This is a genomic window from Stenotrophomonas sp. X (assembly GCF_055721025.1).
Map to the genome: position 1 here is coordinate 3,066,856 of NZ_CM146756.1, position 23,421 is coordinate 3,090,276.

22 protein-coding genes are annotated in these 23,421 nt (G+C 67.9%); 13 read left to right on the top strand and 9 right to left on the bottom strand.

From position 1 onward, the window contains the following. Positions 1-40: 40 nt before the first annotated feature. Genes ACZ75I_RS14280 through ACZ75I_RS14290 form a run of 3 tightly spaced genes read right to left on the bottom strand, consistent with a single transcriptional unit; the run spans position 41 to position 2,042 of the window. Positions 41-922, bottom strand: coding sequence for a DUF4097 family beta strand repeat-containing protein (locus tag ACZ75I_RS14280; protein WP_346477246.1), 882 nt, complete (start codon positions 920-922; stop codon positions 41-43). Between the two features lie 11 nt (positions 923-933). Continuing rightward, positions 934-1,467, bottom strand: coding sequence for a hypothetical protein (locus ACZ75I_RS14285; protein WP_346477247.1), 534 nt, complete (start codon positions 1,465-1,467; stop codon positions 934-936). After that, a complete protein-coding gene (locus ACZ75I_RS14290; protein WP_346477248.1) occupies positions 1,464-2,042 on the bottom strand; it encodes an RNA polymerase sigma factor in 579 nt (192 codons plus the stop codon). The genes ACZ75I_RS14285 and ACZ75I_RS14290 overlap by 4 nt, the downstream gene beginning before the upstream one ends. A 132-nt stretch (positions 2,043-2,174) precedes the next feature. Between ACZ75I_RS14290 and ACZ75I_RS14295 the strand changes: the two genes are divergently transcribed. Both ACZ75I_RS14295 and ACZ75I_RS14300 read left to right on the top strand, forming a co-directional pair. Next, positions 2,175-2,354 carry a hypothetical protein gene (locus tag ACZ75I_RS14295; RefSeq protein WP_346477249.1) on the top strand — a complete coding sequence of 60 codons (180 nt, stop codon included), beginning with the start codon at positions 2,175-2,177 and terminating at the stop codon, positions 2,352-2,354. Between the two features lie 35 nt (positions 2,355-2,389). Continuing rightward, on the top strand, positions 2,390-2,983 hold the full coding sequence (locus tag ACZ75I_RS14300; RefSeq protein ID WP_346477250.1) for a mechanosensitive ion channel family protein: 594 nt from the start codon (positions 2,390-2,392) through the stop codon (positions 2,981-2,983). A 518-nt stretch (positions 2,984-3,501) separates the two neighbouring features. Here the strand turns inward: ACZ75I_RS14300 and ACZ75I_RS14305 are convergent. Both ACZ75I_RS14305 and ACZ75I_RS14310 read right to left on the bottom strand, forming a co-directional pair. Continuing rightward, a complete protein-coding gene (locus ACZ75I_RS14305; protein ID WP_346477189.1) occupies positions 3,502-3,768 on the bottom strand; it encodes a DksA/TraR family C4-type zinc finger protein in 267 nt (88 codons plus the stop codon). 170 nt (positions 3,769-3,938) lie between these two features. Further along, the gene (locus ACZ75I_RS14310) at positions 3,939-4,496 is read right to left on the bottom strand and encodes a DUF2058 domain-containing protein (protein WP_069139975.1); all 558 of its coding nucleotides are present in this window, start codon (positions 4,494-4,496) and stop codon (positions 3,939-3,941) included. A gap of 63 nt (positions 4,497-4,559) precedes the next feature. Between ACZ75I_RS14310 and ACZ75I_RS14315 the strand changes: the two genes are divergently transcribed. The 3 genes from ACZ75I_RS14315 to ACZ75I_RS14325 all read left to right on the top strand — a co-directional run bounded on the left by ACZ75I_RS14315 (position 4,560) and on the right by ACZ75I_RS14325 (position 7,526). Further along, positions 4,560-5,060: a M48 metallopeptidase family protein gene (locus ACZ75I_RS14315; protein WP_053499398.1), complete on the top strand. Its 501-nt coding sequence runs from the start codon at positions 4,560-4,562 to the stop codon at positions 5,058-5,060. Between the two features lie 47 nt (positions 5,061-5,107). Beyond that, entirely contained in the window at positions 5,108-5,806 is a 699-nt protein-coding gene (locus ACZ75I_RS14320; RefSeq protein WP_088496799.1) for an RNA pseudouridine synthase, read from the top strand. A 163-nt stretch (positions 5,807-5,969) separates the two neighbouring features. Beyond that, positions 5,970-7,526 (top strand): phospholipase D family protein, encoded by a 1,557-nt coding sequence (locus tag ACZ75I_RS14325; RefSeq protein ID WP_472958120.1) that lies wholly within the window; start codon positions 5,970-5,972, stop codon positions 7,524-7,526. 3 nt (positions 7,527-7,529) lie between these two features. Here ACZ75I_RS14325 and ACZ75I_RS14330 read toward each other — a convergent pair whose 3' ends face one another. Then, complete coding sequence (locus ACZ75I_RS14330; RefSeq protein WP_346477201.1) at positions 7,530-8,606, bottom strand: HDOD domain-containing protein; 1,077 nt, start codon at positions 8,604-8,606, stop codon at positions 7,530-7,532. Positions 8,607-8,883: 277 nt separating this feature from the next. On the opposite strand from ACZ75I_RS14330, the gene ACZ75I_RS14335 reads away from it, so the two are divergent. Further along, positions 8,884-9,981 carry a Glu/Leu/Phe/Val dehydrogenase dimerization domain-containing protein gene (locus ACZ75I_RS14335; RefSeq protein ID WP_004153019.1) on the top strand — a complete coding sequence of 366 codons (1,098 nt, stop codon included), beginning with the start codon at positions 8,884-8,886 and terminating at the stop codon, positions 9,979-9,981. Positions 9,982-10,028: 47 nt separating this feature from the next. Here ACZ75I_RS14335 and ACZ75I_RS14340 read toward each other — a convergent pair whose 3' ends face one another. Next, complete coding sequence (locus ACZ75I_RS14340) at positions 10,029-12,872, bottom strand: S8 family serine peptidase (RefSeq protein ID WP_472958121.1); 2,844 nt, start codon at positions 12,870-12,872, stop codon at positions 10,029-10,031. A gap of 182 nt (positions 12,873-13,054) precedes the next feature. Between ACZ75I_RS14340 and ACZ75I_RS14345 the strand changes: the two genes are divergently transcribed. The 3 genes from ACZ75I_RS14345 (at position 13,055) to ACZ75I_RS14355 (ending at position 15,263) form a co-directional block, all read left to right on the top strand. Then, positions 13,055-14,230 carry a thiolase family protein gene (locus ACZ75I_RS14345; protein WP_049413060.1) on the top strand — a complete coding sequence of 392 codons (1,176 nt, stop codon included), beginning with the start codon at positions 13,055-13,057 and terminating at the stop codon, positions 14,228-14,230. Between the two features lie 124 nt (positions 14,231-14,354). Beyond that, the gene (locus tag ACZ75I_RS14350) at positions 14,355-14,696 is read left to right on the top strand and encodes a hypothetical protein (RefSeq protein ID WP_049413058.1); all 342 of its coding nucleotides are present in this window, start codon (positions 14,355-14,357) and stop codon (positions 14,694-14,696) included. 156 nt (positions 14,697-14,852) lie between these two features. Further along, a complete protein-coding gene (locus tag ACZ75I_RS14355) occupies positions 14,853-15,263 on the top strand; it encodes a hypothetical protein (RefSeq protein ID WP_346477191.1) in 411 nt (136 codons plus the stop codon). A 280-nt stretch (positions 15,264-15,543) separates the two neighbouring features. On the opposite strand, the gene ACZ75I_RS14360 is transcribed toward ACZ75I_RS14355, so the two are convergent. Beyond that, complete coding sequence (locus ACZ75I_RS14360; protein ID WP_346477192.1) at positions 15,544-17,181, bottom strand: acyl-CoA dehydrogenase family protein; 1,638 nt, start codon at positions 17,179-17,181, stop codon at positions 15,544-15,546. A gap of 113 nt (positions 17,182-17,294) precedes the next feature. On the opposite strand from ACZ75I_RS14360, the gene ACZ75I_RS14365 reads away from it, so the two are divergent. Genes ACZ75I_RS14365 through pdeM form a run of 4 tightly spaced genes read left to right on the top strand, consistent with a single transcriptional unit; the run spans position 17,295 to position 22,984 of the window. Then, complete coding sequence (locus ACZ75I_RS14365; protein ID WP_472958123.1) at positions 17,295-18,293, top strand: ligase-associated DNA damage response exonuclease; 999 nt, start codon at positions 17,295-17,297, stop codon at positions 18,291-18,293. Then, on the top strand, positions 18,290-19,897 hold the full coding sequence (locus ACZ75I_RS14370; protein ID WP_472958125.1) for an ATP-dependent DNA ligase: 1,608 nt from the start codon (positions 18,290-18,292) through the stop codon (positions 19,895-19,897). Before ACZ75I_RS14365 ends, ACZ75I_RS14370 begins: the two co-directional genes overlap by 4 nt. Then, positions 19,894-22,353: a ligase-associated DNA damage response DEXH box helicase gene (locus ACZ75I_RS14375; protein WP_472958127.1), complete on the top strand. Its 2,460-nt coding sequence runs from the start codon at positions 19,894-19,896 to the stop codon at positions 22,351-22,353. The genes ACZ75I_RS14370 and ACZ75I_RS14375 overlap by 4 nt, the downstream gene beginning before the upstream one ends. Continuing rightward, positions 22,343-22,984, top strand: a complete 642-nt coding sequence (gene pdeM, locus ACZ75I_RS14380) for a ligase-associated DNA damage response endonuclease PdeM (RefSeq protein WP_061479805.1) — start codon at positions 22,343-22,345, stop codon at positions 22,982-22,984. The genes ACZ75I_RS14375 and pdeM overlap by 11 nt, the downstream gene beginning before the upstream one ends. A gap of 1 nt (position 22,985) precedes the next feature. Here the strand turns inward: pdeM and ACZ75I_RS14385 are convergent, their stop codons facing one another. Further along, positions 22,986-23,255: a hypothetical protein gene (locus ACZ75I_RS14385; RefSeq protein WP_053500349.1), complete on the bottom strand. Its 270-nt coding sequence runs from the start codon at positions 23,253-23,255 to the stop codon at positions 22,986-22,988. Between the last annotated feature and the right edge of the window lie 166 nt (positions 23,256-23,421).

The window sequence follows — 23,421 nt, forward strand, 5'->3', positions numbered from 1 at the left end:
GACCGCGGCGGCGCTGCCGCCGCGGCCTGCCGGATCGCGCTCAGCGATCCAGGCTTACCCGAACACTGCCCGAATGCGACTGGATGCGGATATCACCGTCGCCGCTGCCCAGCCGTGTATCAAGATGGCTGCCGGGGCCGTAGCGCGGCCGCTCCACCTGGCCAGCATCGCTGTTGATCGACCCGCTGAAGCTGTTCACCGACAGCTGCGCCGAGACGGCGCGCGGCAGGCGCAGGTTGACCGACGCACTCACCGATTCGACATTGATACGGCCACCCGGCGCCAGCCCGGCCGCCGACAGGTCAATGCTGCCCGATACGGTTTCCACCGCCAGCCGCTGCACCCGCCCGGCATCGACGTCGACCCGGCCGGATACCGTCTGTGCACCGATGTCACCGGACACGCCGCCACCGGCTTCGATGCGGCCGCTGACCGTGTTCACGTCCAGCTTCGGCGTCTGCAGGCGTGCGCTGACGCTGCCACTGACCGTATTGAGCTTGCTGTCACTGCTACGACCGGAGGCGCTGAGGCTGCCGCTGACGGTGTCGGCCTGCAGGCGGCGCACGTCGATGCCACTGATGTCCTGGCTGGCACTGACCGTGCTCAGCAGCAGTTCCACCGAGCGCGGCACGTTCAGCACCAGCGTTGCGCCGCCGTTGTTGCTGCGACGCGGATATTCGATCTCCCAGCGGACGCGGTTGGCACTCTTTTCCTGGCGCAGCTGCAGGCCATCACTGAGCGTACCGGTGAGCTGCACGTCGTTGCGGTCCCAGCCACGCACGGTCACCTTGCCGGCCACGTTGCTCAGTTCGATGCGGCCGCCGGCGGCCAGGTTGTGGCGTTCGTCGATCCGGGTGTCAGCCAGGGCCACCGCGGGCAGCAGCAACAGCGCGGCGCAGCAGGTCATCAGGGTTCGTGTCATCGGGGGTCTCCTCAGGTCGTCAGGCCGGACTCGGCGGCATAGGCCGCCTGCCGGGTCAGTTCCAGCCGCAGCGCATAGGTGCGCTTGAGCTGGCCAAGCAGGTGAGGCGCACGTGGGTCCTGCGCCAGCGCGGCCTGGATCTGTGCCGCGCTTTCATCCAGTTCGTGCAGCGCCGGCTGCCATTCCGGTGCCCGGCCTGCGGGCAGCGAGGCCACCGCCTGCCGGTACTGCTCGGTCATCGCCGCTGCCTGCAACTGCAGCGTGGACGGCACCGGTATATCCGGCTGCGCATGCCGCCAAGGGGCCACGGCGTAGATCGCCAGGCTGGCAGCCAGGGCAGCGCCGGCCGTCAACCACCAGCGGCGCCGCGAACGCGTTGCCAGCGCCACCACGTTGCCCGTTGGCGCGGGCGCTTCCTGCGGTTCACGCGGCGGCAGCCGGGCAGACAGGCGTGCCCAGCCATCGGCGGGTACATCGCGCTCGTTTGGCAGCGCGCGCAGCCGGGCCAGCAGATCGTGATCGGAATCGTGTTCGTGTGTACTCATGTCATGTCTCCCAGCCGTGCGCGCAGCAGGCCGCGCGCACGATGCAGCTGTGCCTTTGAACTGCCGACGGCCATCTGCAGCTGCTCGGCGATTTCCTGGTGTTTCCAGCCTTCGATGTCGTGCAGTACCAGTACCGCACGCGCCCTCGGAGGCAGCGTCGCGAGTGCGCGCTCCAGGTCGCGCTCGGTACCGGCGCAACGGTCGTGCACCGATAGCTCATGCAGGCCGCCGTCGACCTCCTCCAGACTGTCGTGGTCCTGCCCGGCGGCGCGCCCGCGCAGTTCCATCAGTGCGGCGTTGACGCCCAGCCGATGCAACCAGGTCGACAGGCTGCTTTCGAACCGGAACCCCGGCAGCGCCTTCCATGCCTGCAGGAAGGCTTCCTGCAGGGCATCCTCGGCACGCGCCTGCTGGCCCCCGCACAGGCGCCACAGTACGGCGAACACGCGCGGCGCATGGCGCCGGTACAGCAGTTCGTAGGCCGCAGTGTCACCGGCGGCGGCCGCCCGCACCAGGGCGGGTTCGTCGACAGGGGCGTGGGCGGCAGGCGGCGCTGGCATGGTGGTGTCGAGCATATCGCTTGGATGCGGCGACCCGGAAAAAGGTTTAGAGCCGATTGCCATCGCCGATCAAGGCCATGCAACCTTTTCGACGATGGCTGCATCCATGCAAGGTCATTCGAGAAAACACCTCCAGGGAGTTCCGCCATGTCCAGCCCATCCTGCGCCGCCCTGCTGGTAATCGTCGCTTGCGTCGTGCTGCAGGCATCGGGCCTGTCCTTCCGGTTGTGCCCCGACAACGGCCGCGCCTGCCTGCAGCAGGATCGCGAGGAGCTGGTCTGCCTGGCGTGGTCACCGATGGTCGAAACCCCGGCACGCGCCGGGTAACATCGAGGCCGTTCCCGCCACCTGTTTTCGCCCCCATGATGTTGTCGCTGAAGGATCACCTGCCGGCCTGGAGCCACCCATGGCTGAACTACGCGGGCGTGGCCCTGCAGATCGTGCTGGTGCTGCTGGTCGCCTGGCTGCTGCGGGTACTCGCCCGTCGCCTGATCCGGCGCTTTGCCGAGCACTACACGCTGCCACCTGAAATGGTGATGGGCGCGCGCCGGATCACCAGTTTCGTGGTCTATTTCAGCGCCCTGCTGTATATCCTCAGCCTGCTCGGCGCGAAGCCTTCAGTGCTGTGGACCGCGTTCACCGGCTTCGCGGCCGTGGGCGCAGTGGCCTTCTTCGCGGCCTGGAGCGTGCTCTCCAACATCTTCTGCACGTTGCTGATCTTCACCACTCGCCCGTTCCGCCTGCATGACTACATCGAAGTGCTGGAGAACGGCGAGAAGCCGGGCCTGAAGGGCCGGGTGATCGACGTGAACCTGATCTACACCACACTGCAGGAATCCGGCGACGGCCACGAAGGCACGGTGCTGCAGTTGCCGAACAACCTGTTCTTCCAGCGCACGGTGCGCCGCTGGCGTGACCCGGCGCAGGCGCCCGGCGGCATCCAGGGCGACGGCTGAGGGTGGGGTTTTCGGCAGGGCTGCGCCCTGCACGCGCCGAAGCCTTCAAGCCAAGGCAACAGCAACAGCAAAAGCTGGCATTCCGTGGGGTGGCGGGGCGGTGTCGGAGTGCGGGGACGCCGCAAGTACGTCCTTGTAGGCTTGGCAGCCGCATCCATGCGGCTGACACCCCGCACTCCGACACCGCCCCACCTCCGACAGATTTCCGCGATCGGGTAGATCCCGCCGTGCGTGGATAAATTTCCATCGAAATCGAAAATTTCGATATCGGAATGATTTGAGCCGAGCATGGCTCGGCTCTACAGAAGAACGGACAGATCGCGGAAATCTGTCGAAGGCGGGGTGGGTCCGGTTGAGGGGGCGTGAGCCGCATGGATGCGGCGACCGAGCTTACATGGACGTACTTGCAGCGTCCCCCTCAATCGGACCCACCCCGCCATCCCACGGATAGCACGCTTTTGCCGTTGCCGTTGCCGTTGCTCCAAGCAGGTGCAGGGCGCAGCCCTGCCGAACAACCTTTACCTCAACTGGCTGTCCTTGCTGCCACGCCGGTTGTAGCCGGCATGCGCCTGTTCTTCGTCGTCATGCGCCTGCTGGCACGCCACGCACAGCCGGACACCGGGCACGGCCTGGCGCCGCGCCAACGGGATCGGCGCGTCGCATTCCTCACAGTGTTCAAGGCCCGGGCCCTGCCGCAGCTGGCGTCGCGCGCGGGCGATCGCATCGTCGATGGTGGCGTCGATCTGGTCCTGGACCGCGCCGTCTCCCGCCCAACCGGTAGCCATGGCCATCCTCCGCAGGTGTGTCGCCTGATATGGAGACAATACACCCCGGCAAAAAGGCACGCCTTAATGTAGAGCCGAGCCACGCTCGGCTGCTCTTCAGGAAGACGAACAGAGCGCGGATGGGTTCGATCAAGCCGATTGCGACTTAATCCCCTCCGTCCCCTCTTTGCTTACCAGATCAGGTCGTCCGGCACCTGGAACTGGGCGTAGTAGGCGTCGTCCTCGGCGTTGCCGGTGGAGATCTCGGCGGTCGAGCCCGGCTGGCCGTGGTCGACGATGATCGCCTCCGGGGTCCGCTCGCGTACCTTCTCGGCGGCGGCGCGCGGCAACAGGGCGTAACCCTCGCCATTGGCGACGATGACCAGCACGCCCACCGACAGCGCCTTGCGCAGCTTGGGGTCGATCAGCAGGGTGCGGATCGCCGCGCCATCGCTGAAGCGATACTCGTCATCGCCCTTGTGGGGCACTGCATGGGCCGCGATGATCTGCTTCGCCTGCGCCTTCTGTTCCGCCTGCCTGGCCTGGGCATTGCGCTCGGCGGCCAGCGCACGGTCGCGCTCGACCTTCTCGGCACGGGCACGTTCAGCCTCACGCTGAACCTCGGCCGAGGCCGATTCGGCCTTGCCCTGGCGGGCCTTGGCCTGCTCCCGCGCGGCGGCGCTGGCCTGCGACTTCTTGGCCAGACCGGCCTTGAGCAATTGTTCCTGCAGCGCGTTGGGCTTTGCCATGGTCGGTACGTACCGCGTGTAATCTTGGATGCTTCCATTCTACCGACGCCCCGCCGCCCCTGCATGGCAGTCCTGAAGTACCTCACCGGCTACCCCGAACCCCTGGTCGCCCAGGTCAGCGAACTGCTGGCGCAGGGCAAGCTCGGCCCCTGGCTGCAGCAGCGCTATCCCGACCCGCACGAGGTGCGCAGCGACCGCCAGCTGTACGACTACACCCAGGCGCTGAAAGATCGCTACCTGCGCAAGTCGGTGCCGCTCAACAAGGTCTGCTACGACAACACCCTGGAAGTGATCAAGCACGCGCTGGGTACGCATACCGCCATTTCCCGCGTGCACGGCAGCCGCCTCAAGGCCAGCCGCGAGATCCGCATCGCTACGGTATTCCGCCAGGCGCCAGCGGCGTTCCTGCGCATGATCGTGGTGCATGAGCTGGCCCACCTGAAGGAAGCCGACCACAACAAGGCCTTCTACCAGTTGTGCCAACACATGGAACCGGATTACCTGCAGCTGGAGTTCGATACCCGTCTGTACCTGACCGAGCTGGCCAACCGCAGCCAGCGCTGACCGGCCGCAGCGGCTACACTGCCCGCCCCCTGCCCGACCTGCCCGCCATGGAACCGATCCGTCTCGACAAACGCCTGTCCGCCCTGCTCGGCATCCCCCGCGGCGAAGCGCGGCGCTATATCGAAGGCGGCTGGGTAACGGTTGACGGCGAAGTGGTGGAACAACCACAGCGCCCGGTTGATGAAGCCGCGCAGATCGTCGTGGCCGAGCAGGCCAGCGATGAAAAGGCCGAGCGGGTCAGCATGCTGCTGCACAAGCCGGCCGGCGTTGCTGCTGAGACCCTGTGTGCGCTGGTCAGCAGTGACAGCCGCAGCGAACTTGATGCCAGCGACATCCGTCCGTTGCAGCGCCATTTCCACGGCCTGCAGCTGGCCGCTGCGCTTCCGGCCAGCGACAGCGGCCTGGTGGTGGTCAGCCAGGATCCGGCCACGCTGGCCCATCTACAGCGCAATCTGGGCCGCACCGAACAGGAATACCTGATCGAAGTGGCCGAAGGCGGCCCCGAGCGAGGACCGTGGCTGCTGGCGCGGCTGCAGCAGGAATCCGGCGGCGCGAAGGTCAGCTGGCAAAGCGAGCAGCGCCTGCGCTTTGCCGGCAAGGGGCTGACCGCCAAGGGGCTGCGCGTGGCGGTGACCGCCGCCGGGCTGCAGGTGCTGGCCGTGCGCCGACTGCGCATCGGCCGCGTGGCATTGGGGCCGCTGCCGCCGGCGCAGTGGCGTTACCTGGGCAGCGACGAGCGGTTCTGAGGCCTGCGGGTCAGGGCCCTTTCCTGCGGAAACGGGCCCGCCCCCATCGTGACGCCCCCGGGGTCGGATCCGTTGCCGAAGGCAAGGCCGCTGACGCCCTATCGATCCTGCAGGCATTCCTTCACGCAGGGCGTGGATCTACCATCGAGGCATGAGCCTGCCCATGCCCCTGTGGCGACGCCTGTTGCGCGTCGCTGCAATCATCCTCGCTGCGCTGTTGCTGCTGGTCCTGTCCGGGCTGCTGCTGGCCGACCATCTCACGCCACAGGCACAGGGCGCGCCCTCGCATGTACTGCCACTGCAGCCGGCGCAGACCCGCATCGACCAGCAGATCGTGCCGCTGCAGGACGCGCATCCCGGGCAATCAGGCGTAGCGTTCCTCAGTGATGGCATGGATGCCTTCGCCGCGCGCGCGATGATCACCGCGCACGCTGGCCGCAGCCTGGACCTGCAGTACTACATCTGGCACGACGACCTGATCGGCCACCTGATGGCCAAGGCGCTGCATGACGCCGCCGAGCGCGGTGTGCGCGTGCGCATCCTGCTCGATGACATGAATGCCAAGGACAAGGACGCGCTGATGATGGCGCTGGACCGGCACCCCAACATTGAAATCCGCCTCTACAACCCGTTCCGCAACCGGACCGGCATCCTGCGCATGGTGGAGATGGTGCAACGCTTCTTCAGCGTGAACCACCGCATGCACAACAAGAGCTGGATCGCCGATGGCCGCGTCGCGATCGTCGGCGGCCGCAACATCGGCGAGGAGTACTTCAGCGCGCGCACCGATGTGAACTTCCAGGATCTGGACCTGCTGGTCGCCGGCCCTGCCGTGGAGCAGGCCAACCGGATCTTCGACGACTACTGGAACAGCGAGGCCGCCATTCCGGTATCCGCGCTTGCCTTCCATACCGATGCGCAGCTGCGCCTGCTGGTGCGCGAATCGGATCATGAGGCGCAGCGGGACGTGGCCCGGCCCTACCTCGCGCGCGTGGCCGAATCACGCCAGCGGCAGCGCCCGAGTCCCGAGCCATTGCACTGGAGCAGTGCAGTGCGCATCGTCTCGGACCCGCCGATGAAGCATCGCAGGGATGATCGCGCTGCCTGGCTGGTGTCGACCCTGATCAGCGAGCTGCAGGCCGCCCGGCACAAAACGTTGTTGATCTCGCCCTACTTCGTGCCAGGCAACGAAGGCCTGGATGGCTTTTCGGCCATGGCCGGGCGGGGCGTGCAGGTCGGCGTGGTGACCAACTCACTGGCTGCCAACGACGTCGCCGCCGTGCACGGCGGCTACATGAGCTACCGCGTGCCGTTGCTCGAAGCGGGCGTCCACCTGTACGAACTGAAGGCGCAGGGTCAGTCCGGCGATGCCGGCATGTTCGGCAGCAGCGGCGCGAGCCTGCACACCAAGGCGTTCGTGGTCGACGACCGCCGCGGCTTCGTCGGCTCGTTCAACCTCGACCCGCGCTCGGCCTACCTCAACACCGAAATGGGCGTACTGTTCGACGACCCGTTGCTGGGGGCGCGGCTGCGCGATGAGTACCTGCGCCTGGCAGACCCCAGGCATAGCTGGTGGCTGGCGCTGGACGACCGTGGCCGGTTGCGCTGGCTGGAGCGCGAGCCGCCACCGCACTGGGTCGAGGCCGAGCCAGGGGCAACGGCGCGCAAACGCTGGTTGTCGCGGGTGATCAGCTGGCTGCCTGTCGAATCGCAGCTGTAGCACTCAGGCCGCCGGGCCGGCCTGGTCCTGTCCGGCCTCATCCAGCGTTTCCACGCTGCGCCCATGCAGGCGCCGCCAGATCCAGCGCAATGCATGCGGCGGCGCTGAAGGCAGCTGCTCCAGCAGCGCCAGCATGCGGCTCTGGCTGGCATGCCCATGGCGGCACAACAGGCTGGCCGCTGCGGCGGCGCTGGCCAGGCGCAGGCTGTCGGCCAGCGCCCCTTCTGCATCCACCGCCAGGGCCTGGTGAACCGGCTCAGGCAGCTCCCATGCGGCGGCCACCCGCTGCGCCAACGGTAACGACCACTGCTGCAGCAGCTGCAGGGCCAACGCCGGCTCCACGGCCTCGCCGCGGGCCTGCGCTTCCTGCAGCAGCTGGCGCATTACCAGTGACGCGCCCAGTCCCTGCACCAGGCCCAGCCACTGCGCAGCGAAGGCATCACCGAAGGTGACCGTACGTGCGTGATCGGCGGCCGCGCGCGAGGCCAGCAGCGCGTGCTCCCAGATGATCGCGCTGAACTGCGGGAACACTTCGCACTGCACCTGCATCACCGGCTGCACCAGTACCGCGCTGATGATCTGCCGCACGCCTTCGGTACCCACCAGTGTCACCGCCCGCTGCAGGCTTTCAACCGGGCGCTCATGCACCTTGTAGGCCGGGCTGTTGGCGATGCGCAGCAGGTTGCCGGTCAGTACCGGGTCCTGGCCGATGATCGCGGCCATCACCCGCGCTGAGGCGGCATCGTCGTTGACGGTCTGGATCAGCTGCGGCAGCAGTTGCGGCCGGCGGGGCAGCTGCCTGGCCGCCCAGTTGCGGTCCTGCAGCGCGCGCGCCACCGCCTCGCCCAGCCCTGCGGCCTGCACCGGCGTGGATTCACCGGCCAGACGCGGGTACAGGGCCAGCGCATGCAGGCCACGTTGCAGATGTGCAGCGATCTCGGCCGGGGGCAGCGCCTCGCCCTGCAGGCTCGCCGCTGCGGCGGCCACCGCCTGGCGGGACGCAGCAACCAGCCGCGACGGTGCCGCCCCGGTCGAACGCGCCAGCCAGACGCGCAGCGATCGCCACCAGGCCGCTGTCATCGCCGCCTGCCCTGTCGTTGTGGTGCCCTTGCCGTCACTGACCGCCTGCCTCTTCACGCGAATCCGGCCACCCGCCGTCGTCGCAGCATCGGCCGCATTTTCATCTTCTTTAACTGCAAGGCATGCGATGTCGACGGCACCGGCCGGGGGAATGGACTAGAATGGCGCCGCGCGACCCGTCCCCCAGCCATGACGACGTCGCTTTTTTTGTTTTGGGACCCTACCGTTCACTGGCCGTTCGCTGCAGTTCGCCGCTGTTCGCGCCATCGGAGACGCCATGCTATTCGAAACCCTCGCCACCACCGGCCACGAACAAGTGGTGTTCTGCCACAACCACGATGCCGGCCTGCAGGCGATCATCGCCATCCACAACACCACCCTGGGCCCGGCCCTGGGCGGCGTGCGCATGCGTCCGTATGCCAGCACCGACGAGGCGCTGGCCGACGTGCTGCGGCTGAGCCGGACGATGACCTACAAGAATGCGCTGGCCGGCCTCAACGTCGGTGGTGGCAAGGCGGTGATCATCGGCGACCCGAAGGTGGACAAGACTGAAGTACTGTTCCGCGCCTTCGGCCGTTATGTCGACTCGCTGGGAGGGCGCTACATCACCGCCGAGGACGTCGGTACCGACGTCAACGACATGGAGAACATCTACCTGGAGAGCCAGTTCGTGACCGGCGTGCACCAGGTCCATGGCGGCTCCGGCGATCCGGCCCCGTTCACCGCCTACGGTGCGCTGCAGGCGCTGATGGCGGCGATGCGCTTCAAGTTCGGCCATGAAGAAGTGGGCAAGACCAGCATCGCAGTGCAGGGCCTGGGCCACATCGGCATGGAGCTGGTCAAGCTGCTGCGCGATCGCGGCGCCAAACTGTATGTCACCGACCTGGACAGCGCGCTGGTTGATCGCGCGGTCAGCGATTTCGGCGCCGAAGCGGTCAAGCCGGACGAGATCCACGAAGTGAACGCCGATGTGTTCGCACCGTGCGCGCTGGAAGGCGCGATCAACGCCGACACCTTGCCGCGGATCAAGGCGAAGATCATCTGCGGTACCGCCAACAACCAGCTGTCGAGCCTGGAAATCGGCGATGAACTGCATGCGCGCGGCATCCTGTATGCGCCTGACTACGCGGTCAACGCGGGCGGCGTGATGAACGTGTCGCTGGAGATCGATGGCTACAACCGCGAACGCGCGATGCGCCTGATCCGCAGCATCTACCACAACCTCACCCGCATCTTCGAACTGTCGCAACGCGAGAACATCGCGCCGCAGCGGGCAGCCGACCGCATCGCCGAAAGCCGTATCCTGTCGATCGGCAAGCTGAAGATGCCGCTGGGCCGCAGCACCCCGCGCCTGGGCAACCTGCGCGGCGGCTGAGCCTGCCGATGTCGCGCCGGGCCTTGCGACCCGGCGCGACCGCCCGTTCAGAAGCCGGTGCTGTAGCGCAACGCCGCCTGGCGCGCGCCTTCGCCTCCGACGCGCTGGTCAAAGCCCAGGCTCAGGCGGCCGTTGCGGCCCCACCACGACTCCAGCGCCACGCCGAACAACGCACTGCCTCGCGGCGCGTTCCAGCCCGCCAGTGGCGCCCATGCATCAACGCCGACGAAACTGGCCTGCCAGTCCGCATCGGCACCATCGAGCCGCTGCTGCCATTCGGCATGCCCGCGCAGGGTCCAGCGCCCCCAGCCACGTTCGCCGCGGATACCGGCCAGCATCTGGCTGCGCAGTACGCGGTTGGCATCGCCACGCAGGCCGAAGCCGAACCCGCCCAGTTCGTTGAAGGCATCGGTATCCACGCGCGTCGTGCTGGCGCCCAGATACGGTGTCAACGACGCACCCGCGTTGCCGAAGCGATAGCCGCCTTCGACACTGGCACTGCTGAAACGTCCGCCGTAACGTGCAGAGACACCGTAGGCGCCGGCGCCCAGCAGCAACTGGCGATCCAGCGCACGGGTGAACTGGCCGCTGCCGACCTGCGCCAGCGCATAGCCCCGGCCCAGGTTCCAGCCGGCGTACAGCTGCGCCTGCGCCTGGCGATCACGCCCACGATCACCGCCGAAGCCACTGCCACCATTGCTGCGGGTTTCGCCGAAGGCCACACCCATCAGCCCATTGCTGCCCAGCGGCAGGTCCTGGCCGGCCATCCAACCACGGCTGTCGGCGGCATTGCCGGCGAAACTGCCCTGCCCGGCTTCGCCGAGCGCGCTCTGCCAGACCCCGCGCAGGCTCGGCGCCGCCTGCACGCGATCGAAGCGCTCGGCGATCGCGCGGCGTGACATGTCGATGCTGTCGAAGGTGGCCGACTCGGCCCGCGCATGCGCCTGTCCGGACAGGCTCTGCAAACTGGCCTCGAGGCCTTTGCTGCCACCGCCGGTCCACTGCAGCGCACCGGCGGCCGTACCGAAGGCCGAGCCCTGCAGCGTCGTATCGCCATCAAGCGCGCTGAACGCACTGTCCACGCGTTGCGCAGCCGACTGCGCCGAGGCCGTGAGCCCGGTCGCTGCCGCCGTGACGCTGACCTGGGTCAGGTTCAACCAAGCGTTGTTGCTGTCATAGCCATAGCTGCTCTGCAGCAGCGACAGGCCCTGCAGGCCGCTGGAGGTGGCCGGGCTGCTGAAGGTGCCGCTGAGGCCGCCGGCGGCGTGGATCAGGTCCTGGCGGCTGCCGTTCTGCGGCACATAGCCGGAGACGAAGCCGTGCACGCGCACGCCCCCGTTGATCGTGGCGCTGCCGGTGACCTGCAGCGCATTGGCACCCAGTGCGATCATCAGCTGTGCACCGGCCTGCTGGGTGTAGTTGCCCTCGATGGTGCCGGTGGTGCTGCCGGTGGTGAGGAACACGCTGCTGCCGTTGACCACATTGCCGATCACGCGCGGCGTACCGCCATTGAACTGCAGGCCGGTCGAATCCGGATCGGGCTGCGCCAGGATCGTCACGTTGGAGCGGATCACGCTGCCGTTCTGCAGTGACAGGATGCCGCGCTCGATGCGGGTGGCGCCGCTGTAGCTGTTGTTGCCACCCAGCACCAGGGTTCCCCCGCCCTGCTTGACCAGGCCACCGCTGCCGACGATGTCGTTGCTCCACAGCGAGCCACTCGATGGCGCATCGACATTGGCCACCACATCGCCCCAGTCGAAGCGCCCCGGCCCCTTGATCGCCCGCGAGATGTCGAGCAGACCGTAGCCGAACACCGCATCCACGCCGGGCGCACCGATGTCCTTGGCGGTGCCCAGCAGGGTCTGCCGCACCAGGTTGTTGTCGAAGTACGGGTAGCGCTGCCAGACCAGGGCGGCGGCGCCGGAAATCAGCGGGGCGGCGAAGGACGTGCCGTAGTTCCAGTAATAGCTGCCGCCGTTGGCATCGGGATAGACCGCGCTGCCCGGCGCCGCCAGGCAGTAGCGCGCGGCTTGGCCGCAGGCATTGGCGTAGCTGGCCAGCGTGCCCGGTGCATACGGATCCACCGCAGTGGCCACCAGCCAGCCGCGCTCCAGATCGGCCGCCGGCAGCGAGCCGGCAACGCCCAGCTGGCTGGGCAGCGCGGCCAGGCTGCTCGGCTCGGGGCGCGCATCGTTGCCGGCCGCGAACACCACCAGGCCGCCATGATTGATGACGAACGGCCGGTACTCGGCCGCCACCTGCGCGGTGGTCGGCAGGTCGGTCCAGTACAGGCCGCCCCACGAATTGTTCATCACCTTCACGTTGTAGCTGATCAGGTCCTGGTGGACCTGCGCCACGCCCAGTGGGCCGCTGAAGGAATTGCCCTTGCCGCTGCCGTCATCGACGGGCGGCTTGTCGGCGATGATCCGCGCCGAAACGATCTGTGCGCCGGGGGCGATGCCGCCCGGCCAGGACCCCACCGGAGCACCCGCGGCCAGGCTGGCCACCGCCGTGCCGTGGCCCACCACGTCGTCCACCTGCAGGTTGTTGCGGGCGGGGTCGATGTAGTTGAGGTTGGCGACCACGCGCCCGTTCAGCGCCACTGCGTTGCGCTGCACGCCCGAATCGACGATGCCGATGCGCACCCCCTGCCCGGTCAGGCCAGCGGCCTGTGCGGCACGCGCATTGGTCACGGACAGGTGCGCGTCGAAGGCCGGCTCCTGCGGCTTGGCCGGAGGCGGGGTGGTCGGCGGGGGCGTGGTCGGGGGCGTCGGGGTGGTCGGGGGTGGATCGATGCGGACATTGCCGCCGCCTCCGCCGCCACCACATGCCGTCAATGCCATCGCCAGCGCCGACGCCAGCGCCGACCTCACCATCATCGTGCGTTCCATCGATTCCTTCCCATGAACGTTGGCCTGCCTACATCCCGGCAGGCGTGCGGTGCCGCCCAGCGGCGGCCCTCCCCGACCCTCTATACTTGGGTCGACCCCCACGCAGTCTGCCGGGAAATCGCGGCGCTTCCAACGTCCTCGGTCTCCTTTCCGAACATTGCTTACGCATCAACGAGATTGCCATGTCCAACATCGTCATCGCCGCCGCCAAGCGCACCGCCATCGGCTCCTTCCTCGGCCAGTTCAACGGCGTGCCGACCCCGACCCTCGGCGCGGCCGCCATCGCGGCCGCTCTGGAACAGTCGGGCGTGCCGGCCAGCGACGTCTCTGAAGTCCTCATGGGCTGCGTGCTGCCGGCCAACCTCGGCCAGGCGCCCGCCCGCCAGGCGGCGATCGCCGCCGGCATTCCGCTGTCGACCGGTGCCACCACCCTCAACAAGGTATGCGGCTCGGGCATGAAGACCATCATGCTCGGCCATGACCTGATCAAGGCCGGTTCGGCCAGCATCGTGGTTGCCGGCGGCATGGAATCGATGTCCAACGCCCCGCACCTGCTGCCCAACTCGCGCACGGGCAACCGCTTCGGCAACTTCCAGGCGATCGACCACATGGCCCACGACGGCCTGGTCAACGCCTACGACGGCAAGGCTATGGGTGAATTTGCCGAGTGCGCCGTGGACAAGTACCAGTTCAGCCGCGAGGAACAGGACGCCTATGCGATCGAATCGGTCAAGCGCGCACAGGCCGCACAGGCCAATGGGGCATTCGCCGACGAGATCGTCGCGGTGAAGGTCGCCACCCGCAAGGGTGAGGTCGAGGTCGCCACCGACGAGCAACCCGGCCGCTCCGACATCGCCAAGATCCCGACCCTGCGCCCGGCCTTCAAGAAGGACGGCAGCGTCACCGCCGCCAGCTCCTCCAGCATCTCCGACGGCGCCGCTGCGGTGGTCCTGCTGACCGAGGAAGACGCCAACGCACGTGGCATTACCCCGCTGGCGCGCATCGTCGGCCACGCCACCCATTCGCAGGAACCGGAGTGGTTCACCACCGCCCCGATCGGCGCGATCCGCACGCTGCTGGCCAAGACCGGATGGTCGCTGGACCAGATCGACCTGTTCGAAATCAATGAGGCCTTCGCCGTGGTGGCGATGGCACCGATGCGTGAACTGGGCATCCCGCACGACAAGCTCAACGTGAATGGCGGGGCCTGCGCACTGGGCCATCCCATCGGTGCCTCCGGTGCACGCCTGGTGGTGACCTTGGTCAACGCCCTGCGCACGCGCGGTGGCAAGCGCGGCATTGCCACCCTGTGCATCGGTGGCGGTGAAGCAACAGCCATCGCCATCGAATTGATTTAAAAAGATTTAACGACGATTTCGCAAAAATGAATGCGGGATCGCTTGACACCCAATCTTGGCTTGTCATCATGTTGTCGGCGCGCAGCATGCGCGTTGCCTAATTCTAACGACGAGGATTTACACAATGAGCATCAACAAGCTGCTGGTCGCGATGTCCCTGGCTCTGGCCCTGGCCGCCTGCTCGAAGCAGGAAGCTGCCCAGGACGCCGCTGCTTCGGCCAACGAAGCCGCCACCGAAGCCCAGGCTGCTGCCGACCAGGCCGCCGCTGCCGGCGCCCAGACCGCCGACGCTGCCCAGCAGGCTGCCAACACCGCCGCCACCGCTGCTGACGCTGCGACCGACGCTGCTGCCAGCACCGCTGCTGCCGCGACCGACGCTGCTGCTGGCGAAGCCAAGGACGCTGCCAAGGCTGCCGAAGCTACCGCTGAGCAGGCCAAGGACGCTGCTGAAGAAGCCAAGAAGTAATAACTTCTTTCTTCAAGCTGTTCTGGAAAAGCCGCTGGTTCGCCAGCGGCTTTTTCTTTGGCCTGCTGCCTGCGCACGCGCCTCGGATCGCGACCCCGTCTTCACAACGGCATGAATAGGCTGGCGTCCCCATCCATTGCAGTACCGGAGACCGCCATGAAGATTCGCCCGATCACCACCACGCTGCTGGCCGCCTCCCTGCTGCTGGCCCTGGCCGCCTGCAAGGGTCCGGAAGCCGAACAGGCCAAGCAGGACGCGCAGCAGGCCGCCGACAGCGCCGGCGCGGCCGCCCGTGACGCCGTGGACAAGGCCGCCGAAGCCACCCGCAACGCTGCCGACAAGACCGCTGCCGCTTCCGAGCAGGCCGCCGCCGATACCCAGCAGGCACTGGACAAGGCCGCAGACGCCACCGCAAACGCCGCAGACAAGGCCAAGGTTGCGGCCACCGACGCCGCTGCACATGCCAGCGACGCCACTGCGGACGCCGCACAGAAGGTTGCTGACAAGGCCCGTGATGTCGCCAATGACGCCAAGGCCAACGCCGCCAAGGAAGAAGCCAAGCACTAAGGCGTACCGGCAGCCGGGCATCGGCTCGGCGCCACAGGAAAAGCCGCGGCACTGCCGCGGCTTTTCTGCTTTTCGCTCTCTGCTCTTTCGGTTGATTCCGTGCTGGACGCGTACGGAAAGTGTCCAAGGACGCGCGGGTAGGTTGCGCAGGGGCGTAAGCGCCATGGATGGCGCGCCCGAGCCTACAAGGACGTATTCACGGCGTCCCCTGCGCAACCTACCCGCGCGGCCCACCCATCAGTATCAGCGCCCACCACGAGGGGCTTCGCCGTTGGCCGCCCTACGGCAGCGCGCGCGCCAGCATTGCCGACAGATCCACACCCGCCGGCAGCGTCCCGAACACCAGCCCATGCTGCCCTTCCAGCCGGCTGCGCACGAACGCTTCAGCCATTGGACTGCCCGCCCGCAACATCAACGCTGCCTGCAATAGCAGCGCAGTGCGCTCGCAGAAAAGCCTCGCCTGCGACTCATCCGGTGCCGATGCCGCTGCCCAACGCTGCAATGCCGCTGCGTAGCGCGCATCACGATCGGCCACCGCTGCCAGCTCGGCGCGCAGCGCCGCCAGTGCCTCCGGTTCACGTGCCAGCGCGCGCAGTACGTCCAGGCACTGGATGTTGCCACTGCCTTCCCAGATCGAGTTCAACGGCGCCTGACGGTACAGCCGCGGCAGCATCGATTCCTCCACATAGCCTGCGCCGCCGAGGCATTCCTGCGCTTCGTTGACGAAGGCCGGTGCGCGCTTGCAAAGCCAGTACTTGCCCAGCGCCGTTCCCACCCGTGCCAGCGCAGCTTCGTTGGCATCCACGCCTGCGCGATCCACCGCGCGTGCGATGCGCATCGAAAGTACCGTGGCTGCTTCCGATTCCAGCGCCAGGTCGGCCAGCACGTTGGTCATCAACGGGTGCTCGACCAGCAGCTTGCCGAAGGTGCGGCGATGGCTCGCGTGGTGCAACGCCTGCGCCAACGCCATGCGCATTTCCGCCGCTGCGCCCAGCATGCAATCCAGGCGGGTCATCATCACCATGCCGATGATGGTGGCCACGCCACGCCCCTCCTCGCCCACCCGCCATGCCTGCGCGCCGCAGAACTCGACTTCGCTGGAGGCATTGGCCCAATCGCCGAGCTTGTCCTTCAACCGCATCAGGCGGAACGCGTTGCGGTCACCGTCGGCCAGCCAACGCGGCATCAGCAGGCAGGTCAGTCCTCCCGGCGCCTGCGCCAGCACCAGGAAGCCATCGCACATAGGTGCGGAAAAGAACCACTTGTGGCCGACAAGGCGATAGCGCTCACCATCGATCGGTTCGGCGCGCGTGCTGTTGGCGCGCACATCCGAGCCGCCCTGCTTCTCGGTCATGCCCATGCCCAGGGTGATGCCGGCCTTGTCAGCCACCGGCACGTCGCGCGGGTCATAGACCGGCGCTGCGGCCTTGCGTGCCCACTCGGCCAGATGCGGCTGCGTGTGCAGCACCGCTACCGCTGCATGGGTCATCGTCAAGGGGCAACTGGTGCCGGCCTCGGCCTGGTGGTGCAGGTAGCTCAACACCGCACGCGCGACGTGCGCGCCGGGTTGCGGTTCGTGCCAGGACAAGCCGGCGACACCGTGCGATTTGGCCGTTTCCATCAACTGGTGATAGGCCGGGTGGAACTCCACCGTATCGATGCGATGACCCTGCGCATCATGCGTGCGCAGGCGTGGGCGATCGCGGTTGGCATCGAAGCCGAGCCGGTACAGCTCGTCGCCGGCCAGCGCGCCATAGACCGCCAGGCGTGGCGCGAAGCTGCCAGCGCCTTCGCGCTGCACGGCTTCCATCAGCGCCACGTCGTCAGTCCACAACTGGCGCCCCGCGAACGGTGGCGGCTGGTTCAACACCACATGGGTTTCGTAGGGCGCGTCGCTGCTGAAGCTCGGTCCACTCATCCGGTCCATCCTGGCGGCAAGAGGTATGCGGTCCGATTGTGCCGCATGACTTGCCAAGCCCGTGTTCAGGCCGGTTCTCACCCTGTGCACGAGCGGCAGGCCACAGTGACCGCATGGCAGCCAACGACGATCTGGTGGTGTTGCGCCCGGAAGGGCTGTACTGCGCCGCCGGCGATTTCCACATTGATCCCTGGCGACCGGTAGCGCGCGCGGTCATCACCCATGGCCACGGGGATCACGCCCGCCCGGGCATGGGCGAGTACCACTGCAGCGAAGGCAGCCTGCCGATCCTGCGCTGGCGCCTGGGCGATGTGCCGGTGCAGGCGCACGTCGAGGGCGTGCCGTTCCGCCTGGGCCGGGTACAGGTATCGCTGCATCCAGCTGGTCACGTCCTGGGATCTTCGCAGGTGCGCATCGACGACGGGCGGCAGCTCTGGGTCGCCTCCGGCGACTACAAGCGGCAGCCTGACCCAACCTGTGCGCCTTTCGAAGTGGTGCCCTGCGATACCTTCATCACCGAAGCCACCTTCGCCCTGCCGATCTACCGCTGGCCGGACACTTCGGCCGTCGCTGCGGAGATCGTGGCGTGGCGCCGCGAATGCGAACAACGCGGCGAGGCTGCGATCCTGCTGTGCTATGCACTCGGCAAGGCACAACGGGTGCTGGCCGAGCTGCGGCCGCTGGACGATCGGCCGGCCTGGCTGCATGGCGCCATCGCCAATGGCGTGGCGGTGTACCGGCAGGCCGGCGTACCGATGCTGGAGACGCTCACCGTGGCCGAACAGGGCCGCCAGCCCGATGCCGCCGGCCAGTTGATCCTCGCCCCGCCCTCGGCTGCGGGCACGCCCTGGATGCGCCGCTTCGGCCGTCACCAGCTGGGCTTCGCCTCGGGCTGGATGCAACTGCGCGGCAACCGCCGCCGCCGCAACGTTGATCGTGGCTTCGTCATTTCCGACCACGCCGATTGGCCCGCACTGCTGCAGACGATCGAACAGACCGGCGCGCAGCGGGTGATCGCCACCCATGGCAATACCGATGCGTTGATTCCGTTCCTGCGCGAGCGCGGCGTGGCTGCCGAAGCCTTCCGTACCGATTTCGGGAGCGAGGAATGAAGGCCTTCGCAGCGCTCTACCAGCGCCTGGACCGCAGCACTGCCACGCTGGACAAGCGCGTAGCGCTGGTCGACTACTTCCGCCAGGCAGGCGCGCACGATGCGGCGTGGGCGCTGTACCTGCTCAGTGGTGGCAAGGTGGGCGGCACGCGCAGGAAGATCGCCGCCAGTGGCGAACTGCGCGCCTGGATTGCCGAGGAATCAGGGTTGCCACCGTGGCTGGTGGAGGACAGCTATGCGCAGGTGGGTGACCTGGCCGAAACGCTGACCCTGCTGCTGGACGACCCACCGAACCCCTCGCCTGACCGGCCCCTGGCCGAATGGATCGAACAGCACCTGCTGGCGGTGGCCAACCAACCCGAGGCGATGCGCCGTGCGGCAGTCGTGGCCGGCTGGCAGCAGCTGTGCAGCAGCGAACGCCTGGTGTTCAACAAGCTGCTGACCGGCGCCCTGCGCGTTGGCGTCTCGCAACGACTGGTGCAGCAGGCGCTGGCCGAATGGTCCGGCCTGGACATCGCACGCATCGCCCAGCGCATGCTGGGCGAGTGGGTGCCCTCGCCCGGGCTGCTGGCCCAGCTGCTGTCGCCGGATGAGCTGCCGCTGGACCGGCAGCAGCCCTACCCGTTCTTCCTCGCCTCGCCACTGGAGGGCAACCCTGCCGAACGACTTGGCGCGATCGATGACTGGCTGCTGGAATGGAAGTGGGATGGCATCCGCCTGCAGCTGCTGCGCCGGCGCGGCGAGGTCGCCTTGTGGTCACGCGGCGAAGAGCGGCTGGATGGCCGCTTCCCCGAGATCGAACAGGCGGCGATGGCGCTTCCCGATGGCTGCGTGCTGGACGGCGAGCTGCTGGCCTGGGACGAAGCCGCGGACCTGCCGCGTGCCTTCACCGCGCTGCAGACGCGCATCCAGCGCCGAAAACCCGGTGCGGCCACCCTGCGCAACACGCCGGTGCGGGTGCTCGCCTATGACCTGCTTGAACTCGATGGCGTGGACCTGCGCGAACGTCCGCTGCAGCAGCGGCGCGCGCGTCTCGCCGAGGTCGTCGGTGCACTGAACGATGCACGGATCCAGTTCTCACCCGGCGTTGTCGCCGACGACTGGCTTCAGGCGGCGGCAATGCGCGACGTGGCACGCGAACGCGGCGTGGAAGGACTGATGCTGAAGCGGCATGCCTCGCCCTACCAGGCCGGACGCCGCCGTGGTGACTGGTGGAAATGGAAGGTCGATCCGCTCACCATCGATGCGGTGCTCCTGTACGCGCAGGCCGGCCATGGGCGGCGCAGCACGCTGTACACCGACTACACCTTCGGCGTCTGGGACGGCGACACGCTGGTGCCGGTGGCCAAGGCCTATTCGGGCCTGGATGACAAGGAAATCCTCGCGCTTGATCGCTGGATCCGCGCCAACACCCGCGAGCGCTTCGGCCCGGTGCGCAGCGTTCGCGCCGAACACGTCTTCGAGCTGGGCTTCGAGGCGGTCAACCGCAGCAGCCGGCACAAGTCGGGCATCGCTGTGCGCTTTCCGCGCATCCTGCGCTGGCGCCACGACAAGCCCGCCAGCGAAGCCGATCAGCTGGCCACGCTGCAGGCATTGGCACGATGAACCGCAGCCAGGCACTGCGCCGGCTGGAAGACTGGTTCGCGTCCAGAGGCTGGCGCTCACTGCCGTTCCAGCGCGCGATGTGGCGTCACTATCTCGCCGGCGAATCCGGACTGCTGCACACACCCACAGGCAGCGGCAAGACACTGGCGATGTTCGGAGGGCCGCTGCTGCAGGCCATGATCGACCCGCCGCCCTCCCCCCGCCGCGCCAGCGCGGTACGCCCGCTGCAGGTGCTGTGGGTGACCCCCTTGCGCGCCTTGGCCAGCGACACCGCGCGCGCGCTGCAGACCGTGGTCGATGGGCTGGGGCTGGGTTGGCGTGTCGGCCTGCGCAGTGGTGACGCCAGCAACCGCGAGCGGCGCCAGGCGCGCGAAGGCCGCATCGACGTACTGGTGACCACGCCAGAATCACTGGCGCTGCTGCTGAGCTATCCAGATACGCTGCCGCGCATGCAGCGGCTGCGCTGCGTGGTGGTGGACGAATGGCACGAACTGCTGGGAAACAAGCGCGGCGTCCTGCTGCAGTTGAACCTGGCGGTGTTGCGCGATACCACGCCGGCATTGCAGCTGTGGGGACTGTCAGCCACCCTGGGCAATCTGCAGGAGGCGCGCGACGTGCTGCTGCCCGGGCGACCGGAAGCACCGATCGTGCAGGGCGTACGACCGCGCCCACTGAGCGTGCGCAGCCTGCTGCCAGACCCCGGCGAGCGCTTCCCATGGGCGGGGCATCTGGGCCTGGCACAGCTGCCACGCGTGCTGGAGGCGCTGATGCAGGCACGCAGCAGCCTGCTGTTCACCAACACCCGTGCACAGGCGGAACTGTGGCATCAGGCGCTGGCGGCGGTCTGGCCGGAAGAACCGGACACGCTTGCGCTGCACCACGGCTCGCTGGATCCGGCGCTGCGCCAGCAGGTGGAGGATGGCCTGCGCGCGGGCGCGCTGCGCTGCGTGGTTGCCACCTCCAGCCTCGACCTGGGTGTCGACTTCCCCGAGGTTGAGCAGGTCCTGCAGCTGGGCAGCCCGAAGGGCGTGGCGCGCCTGCGCCAGCGCGCCGGACGCGCACGCCACCGCCCGGGTGCCAGCGGCGCCATCCTGTGCGTGCCCAGCCATGCGCTGGAACTGGCCGAGTACGCTGCGGTGCGCCGTGCCTTGGCTGAAGGTGTGGTCGAAGCGCGCAGGCCGCCGACGCTGTCGCTGGATGTGCTGGCCCAGCACGCGGTCAGCCGCGCACTGGCGGGCGGCTTCGACAGCACTGCGCTGCTGGCACAGGTCCGGCGTACCCATGCCTTCGCGTCGCTCGGCGACGACCAGTGGCAGGCCGTGCTCACGTTCATCGTGCAGGGCGGGCAGGCGTTGGCCCAGTACCCCGATTTCCACAAGGTCGTGCGAGATGCCGATGGGTGGTACCGCATGCACGACCGCCGCCAGGCGCTGCGTCATCGGCTGTCGATCGGCACCATCAGCAGCGATGGCAGCGTGCGCGTGCAGTTCCTGCGCGGCGGCAGCCTGGGCGCCGTGGAGGAGCAGTTCGCCAGCCGCCTGCGCCGTGGCGACCGCTTCCAGTTCGCCGGGCGCCTGCTGGAGCTTGTGCAGCTGCGCGACATGACCGCCTTCGTGCGGTTGGCACGAGGGCGCGGAGACGGTGTCGTGCCACGCTGGCAGGGAGGCCAGTTGCCGCTGTCGATGCCACTCGGACGTGAGCTGGAGTGGGTACTGTCCGGTGCTGACGACAGCGCCGAATCACGCTGGCTGTCGCCCTTGCTGGCACTGCAGCAACAGTTGTCGGCGCTTCCCGGCCCGGGCCACCTGCTGGTGGAAGAGGTGCGGCGTCGCGAAGGCCAGTTCCTGTTCGTCTATCCCTTTGCCGGCCGCCACGTGCATGAGGCGCTGGCCGCCCTGCTGGCGCTGCGCTGTACCCGCCGGCAGCGCAACAGCATCGGCTATGCGGTGAACGATCACGGCCTGGTGCTGGCACCGGCACAGGCCATCGATCTGGACGCGGCGCAATGGCGGGCGCTGTTCGCCTCCGATCAGCTGCCGGATGACCTGCGTGCTGCGGTGAACCTGGGCGAGCTGGCGCGTCGCCAGTTCCGCGGCATCGCACGCGTCGCCGGCCTGCTGGTCCCCAGCCTGCCCGGTGGCATGCCACGGGCACTGCGCCAGCTGCAGGCGTCCGCGGGACTGCTCTACGACGTACTGCGCGAGCACGACCCGGATCACCTGCTGCTGGCGCTGGCGGAACAGGAAGTGCTGAATGACAGCCTCGACATGCCGGGGCTGCAACAGGTACTGGCCAGGATTCGGATGCAGACCCTCTCGGTGCAGCGCCCGGCGTCACTGACGCCGTTGGGTTTCCCGCTGTGGGCCGAACGCCTGCGCGGGCAGTTCAGCAACGAAGACTGGCGTACCCGGGTGCAACGCGTGGCCCAGCAGCTGGAGCGTCGGCATGGCCGATGAACTGCCGCTGCTGCGCGCAGGCGAGCCGCTGGTGCTGCTTGGCGCGCGTGCACTGTACTGGCCCGCGCGGCAGGCACTGCTGCTCGCCGACCTGCACCTGGGCAAGGCCGATGTCTTCCGCCGCGCAGGCATCGCGCTGCCCGGCGGCGGTACCGGCAAGGACCTGCAACGCCTGCAGGGGCTGCTGGACGCGCGTGCCTGCCGCGAGGTGTGGATCCTGGGCGACATCCTGCACGGCCCGGCGCATCGTGCTGCGTGGTACCAGCAATGGCTGGGATGGCGCGAACGCAATGCCGCACTGGACGTGCATGTCCTGCGCGGAAATCATGACCGGCAGCTGCCGCATGCCGAGCTGCAGGTGCAGATCCACGACGAAGTACGGTTGCCACCGTTCCTGCTTCGGCATGAGCCGGTGCCCGATGCGGAGCTGCATGTGATCGCCGGGCATCTGCATCCACAGATCGCTTTGCCTCCGTTGCGGCGGCGCTTCCCCGCATTCTGGCTGCGTGACAGGATGACGCTCCTGCCGGCCTTCTCCGCGTTCACCGCCGGAATCGTTCCTGTTCCCGCTGCCGGCGAACAGATGGTCGCCTGCGTGGACAACGGCCTGGTGGCACTGCCCCTGGCTTGAATCAGGCCGGACGGATATCCAGCTGCGGCATCAGCTGGAACTCAGGCGTGTCCTCTTCCCGTCGCCGCGGCAATGCCTGGATCGCCGCCAGCATCTCCTGCGCGCAGGTGCGGATGCGCGTGTGGTGCTCCGGCGACGCATGACTGATCAGGCTGCCGACATGGAACTCGAACACGTCCTCCAGTACGTCGGGCTGGTCCTCGTGCAGCATCTGCAACAGACCGCGCAGCTTGCAGATTTCCGATTCCAGCTCCTCGACCGCGAACAACATGGCATCCTCCTCTTCGACAACAGGCGGCACATCCGGGCCGCAACAGGCCGCGACGGCAGCGCCTCCCGGGCCACGCGCGATGTTGATCACGGAAAGGAAAACGGGCGACGCGCAATCGCGTGCAACCTACTTCTCGCATATGCGCAGTGAGGCAACCGTTAATTCA

Coding starts and splice junctions, on each gene's coding strand:
- ACZ75I_RS14330 (WP_346477201.1), bottom strand. CDS start 8,606: ATGACAGCGGCCTGGTGGCGATCGCTGCGCGTCTGGCTGGCGCGTTCG.
- ACZ75I_RS14365 (WP_472958123.1), top strand. CDS start 17,295: ATGGCAGCCAACGACGATCTGGTGGTGTTGCGCCCGGAAGGGCTGTAC.
- ACZ75I_RS14360 (WP_346477192.1), bottom strand. CDS start 17,181: ATGAGTGGACCGAGCTTCAGCAGCGACGCGCCCTACGAAACCCATGTG.
- ACZ75I_RS14315 (WP_053499398.1), top strand. CDS start 4,560: ATGGCAGTCCTGAAGTACCTCACCGGCTACCCCGAACCCCTGGTCGCC.
- ACZ75I_RS14300 (WP_346477250.1), top strand. CDS start 2,390: ATGATGTTGTCGCTGAAGGATCACCTGCCGGCCTGGAGCCACCCATGG.
- ACZ75I_RS14280 (WP_346477246.1), bottom strand. CDS start 922: ATGACACGAACCCTGATGACCTGCTGCGCCGCGCTGTTGCTGCTGCCC.
- ACZ75I_RS14295 (WP_346477249.1), top strand. CDS start 2,175: ATGTCCAGCCCATCCTGCGCCGCCCTGCTGGTAATCGTCGCTTGCGTC.
- ACZ75I_RS14335 (WP_004153019.1), top strand. CDS start 8,884: ATGCTATTCGAAACCCTCGCCACCACCGGCCACGAACAAGTGGTGTTC.
- ACZ75I_RS14340 (WP_472958121.1), bottom strand. CDS start 12,872: ATGGAACGCACGATGATGGTGAGGTCGGCGCTGGCGTCGGCGCTGGCG.
- ACZ75I_RS14325 (WP_472958120.1), top strand. CDS start 5,970: ATGCCCCTGTGGCGACGCCTGTTGCGCGTCGCTGCAATCATCCTCGCT.
- ACZ75I_RS14310 (WP_069139975.1), bottom strand. CDS start 4,496: ATGGCAAAGCCCAACGCGCTGCAGGAACAATTGCTCAAGGCCGGTCTG.
- ACZ75I_RS14290 (WP_346477248.1), bottom strand. CDS start 2,042: ATGCTCGACACCACCATGCCAGCGCCGCCTGCCGCCCACGCCCCTGTC.
- ACZ75I_RS14320 (WP_088496799.1), top strand. CDS start 5,108: ATGGAACCGATCCGTCTCGACAAACGCCTGTCCGCCCTGCTCGGCATC.
- ACZ75I_RS14375 (WP_472958127.1), top strand. CDS start 19,894: ATGAACCGCAGCCAGGCACTGCGCCGGCTGGAAGACTGGTTCGCGTCC.
- ACZ75I_RS14355 (WP_346477191.1), top strand. CDS start 14,853: ATGAAGATTCGCCCGATCACCACCACGCTGCTGGCCGCCTCCCTGCTG.
- ACZ75I_RS14305 (WP_346477189.1), bottom strand. CDS start 3,768: ATGGCTACCGGTTGGGCGGGAGACGGCGCGGTCCAGGACCAGATCGAC.
- ACZ75I_RS14285 (WP_346477247.1), bottom strand. CDS start 1,467: ATGAGTACACACGAACACGATTCCGATCACGATCTGCTGGCCCGGCTG.
- ACZ75I_RS14345 (WP_049413060.1), top strand. CDS start 13,055: ATGTCCAACATCGTCATCGCCGCCGCCAAGCGCACCGCCATCGGCTCC.
- ACZ75I_RS14370 (WP_472958125.1), top strand. CDS start 18,290: ATGAAGGCCTTCGCAGCGCTCTACCAGCGCCTGGACCGCAGCACTGCC.
- ACZ75I_RS14350 (WP_049413058.1), top strand. CDS start 14,355: ATGAGCATCAACAAGCTGCTGGTCGCGATGTCCCTGGCTCTGGCCCTG.
- ACZ75I_RS14385 (WP_053500349.1), bottom strand. CDS start 23,255: ATGTTGTTCGCGGTCGAGGAGCTGGAATCGGAAATCTGCAAGCTGCGC.
- pdeM (WP_061479805.1), top strand. CDS start 22,343: ATGGCCGATGAACTGCCGCTGCTGCGCGCAGGCGAGCCGCTGGTGCTG.